Source organism: Acinetobacter sp. 809848 (genome assembly GCF_000581275.1).
Taxonomy (GTDB): domain Bacteria; phylum Pseudomonadota; class Gammaproteobacteria; order Pseudomonadales; family Moraxellaceae; genus Acinetobacter; species Acinetobacter pittii.
The window spans coordinates 1-2,861 of the sequence record NZ_JEXG01000083.1; the positions used below are offsets into that span (position 1 = coordinate 1).

Genomic DNA, 2,861 nt, shown 5'->3' on the forward strand with positions numbered 1-2,861 from the left:
TTTGGCAACTGATCAGGAAACTTACGAGCAAATCAAAAAAGCCACTTGGTTCGATCGAGAGTTAAGAGCATTTGAACTCTACAACGCTGAAAAGAATCTTTGTGATGAACTCATGAATTACCACTTTGCAGATTGGTTAATCAACGCATGTGGTAAATACCAAGCTCGTGAACAGGCACCTTTCCGAAATTCTGGGTCGCAGGTTCGCTGCTCGCCGAGCGCACCGCACCAGTTGAGCGACAAACAGGTTCACGCCTTCGCTCAAAAACTTTCACAACATCCTGAGTTCGCAAGCCAGTTTGCAGCTGCAGGGGAAAGCTACGATCAACTCGCAGCACGTATCGCTGTAAAACTTAGCGATCCAGTTCAGGCCAAACAATGGGAACCGTATCTCAAGCAAGTCGGGTTCAAAGGCTCATTGCAGGGGGCAGCATGAATACTCATGAAAACTTCGATTTAGAAAAAGCGATTGCTCGTCGTGACAAATTACGAGGCAAATACAACCGTAGTGGGTTATCTAACACTGACTACAATGAGCTACTTCAATTGGATAAGGCAATCGAGCAAGCAATCAAGAATGGTGACTCTAAATGACATCAATGAGCCTTGCTGAATACCGTGAATTATTTCCAGTGAAGGCAAAGAAGCGCCGTTCAGTAAAGCAAGGTACCAGACACCCAAGTGAAGGTGAGATGGTACTAGCAACACACTTGAGAGCATGCAAGACCAGTTTTGAGCAGGAATATAAATTTCATCCAAAACGTAAGTGGCGGGCGGATTTTTTAATTACGGGAAAAAAGATATTGGTAGAGGTCGAAGGCGGTATCTGGAGCGGAGGACGTCATACAAGAGGCAAGGGCTATATAGGGGATATGGAGAAATATAACTCGGCAGCAATGATGGGTTTTACAGTTTTACGGTTCAGTACAGAGCAAGTGAAGTCAGGTTTAGCGGTTCAGCAGATAGAACAATTGGTGAATGAAATATGAGTGCAGCAGTGACAGAAGAATTATCAAATCTTGAATGGGTCAGTCAGCAAATGAGAGCTAAAACGGCAAGCTATGAAACTTCTGCTGTCTCGACAGGAGAGAAAGCACCAACATGGGAAGAGCGTTGTGGGGCAATCGCATCAATTGAAGATGATGTAACTAAGGCATATTGCGAAATGTTGGTATGGGGTGATTCTCGCGACAATACGCAAGCATTTAAGACGCTTGTTGAGCATATCGGTTCAATTTTGCATGAAGTAGCAATTAAAGAGCGTCAGCGCCATCACTTTAATATGAAGTTGTTTTGTATGAAGATAGCTCGTATGCAGGTGTTCTTTAGAATGCGTCCAGTTATTAAAGAAGACAGAACATTGCAAGGCCAATTGAAATTCTGTGGTATTGATGAAGTTAAAGCAGATACTTATAGCAAGAACTATGCATATCTTGGGCTAATGGTGGATATCATTCTTAAGGATATGGAAGACGAGATAGATTTTTATATTGGTGAATATAGAAAAAAGTTAAACAGAACAATTAATTGACAGCTTTACGGATTTAAGGTAATGTTTTTATATACTGGTCTTATATTGTTTTTTAGACCAAACAGTTTTTTACCGAGTTATGACTGGTGTTTCATTAGCACTTGAAATGAGCACCACTTTATTAGGTTTTAAGTGCACTAGTGTTCTTTTACTGGGATACCAAATAGCATCTTCTGCGGCAACAATTTGCTTTTATAAGGAGAAGTTTATGGATCAATATTTCAGTACGTTCCAATACGTATGCGGTATGGGTGTGGTCCTAGCGATTTTGGTGGTAGATGCTAGATATCCCTGTCGAAGAAGTTACAGTTACTGAGTCAATAAAGTTTTAACCAAAGTCATGGGGTTCGAATCCCCACTACCACGCCATATATTAAAAAGCCCACTAACGAATTAGTGGGCTTTTTTGTTATTTAGTTGAAATTTAAAAAAATACTTTACATATTGATTTTTATGGAAATAATTAAAAATAAAACTTGCGGCTAGTTTGAAATGAGTTCAAAGTATGTTCTAAGGAGAGGTTAATATGAGATTATTCCCTAAGGACGATACGAACTATACTTTTACATTGACGAATGGGAAGAATGATTTTATTTTTCAGTCAATAGAAGGGGATAAAGAGCTATTCTGTATTACATCAACTGGCTATTGTCTTAACATAGAATCTTCAGAAATTTATCCCGAATTTATTGGAAATGAAATTGAATTAGTTTTGTCTATGGGCTCTAGTTTAGTTTCTTCTAATCTGTTCATTAGAAAATTACTTAATATAACTTAGTATAAAAGTTCATTTCAGTTTTTGATCTGTTTGACAACGCAACTAGCCCCGCTAAATATCGATTATTGGCGGGGCTTTTATTTTTCTATGAGTTGAAAGGCATATACTGTATAAAAGTAAAATCTTTTGCAGAGATTGAATTCCATGCCAATATTTACTTTAAATAATAATGAACTAAATGCAGTTGAGACCACCTCTTTTAAAGAAGAAGCTATTCTGGAAAGACTACATCTCCAGCAAGCACTCAAGAAAAATATCGGGGTAATTGCTGAGGACTGTCTCATTATTGCTGAAGAGTATGCTGAATGGGATGGTTCAAAGAGAAGAATTGATTTACTGGCAATCGATAAAAATGCAAATCTTGTAATTATAGAGCTGAAGCGTACAGACACTGGTGACCATATGGAACTTCAAGCTCTCCGGTATGCATCAATGGTCTCTACGATGACTCTGGATATAGCAATAGATATATATCGTCGATATAAAATAAATAATGGCTATCCAGCTTTTGATCACGACAATGCACGTAAAGAAATTTCAAATTTTGTAGAT

General features: G+C 38.4%; 3 protein-coding genes and 2 pseudogenes. All 5 read left to right on the top strand.

Going from position 1 to position 2,861, the window contains the following annotated elements:
• Positions 1–436 (top strand): annotated as a pseudogene (locus J536_RS23535) (helix-turn-helix domain-containing protein); the annotation flags it as partial.
• On the top strand, positions 433–594 hold the full coding sequence (locus J536_RS25910; protein WP_171071515.1) for a hypothetical protein: 162 nt from the start codon (positions 433–435) through the stop codon (positions 592–594). The pseudogene J536_RS23535 and the gene J536_RS25910, both read left to right, overlap by 4 nt.
• Positions 591–989 (top strand): DUF559 domain-containing protein, encoded by a 399-nt coding sequence (locus J536_RS23540; RefSeq protein ID WP_032064161.1) that lies wholly within the window; start codon positions 591–593, stop codon positions 987–989. The genes J536_RS25910 and J536_RS23540 overlap by 4 nt, the downstream gene beginning before the upstream one ends.
• A complete protein-coding gene (locus J536_RS23545; protein WP_032063812.1) occupies positions 986–1,531 on the top strand; it encodes a hypothetical protein in 546 nt (181 codons plus the stop codon). The genes J536_RS23540 and J536_RS23545 overlap by 4 nt, the downstream gene beginning before the upstream one ends.
• Before the next feature lie 922 nt (positions 1,532–2,453).
• A pseudogene (locus J536_RS23550) lies at positions 2,454–2,861 on the top strand (endonuclease NucS domain-containing protein); the annotation flags it as partial.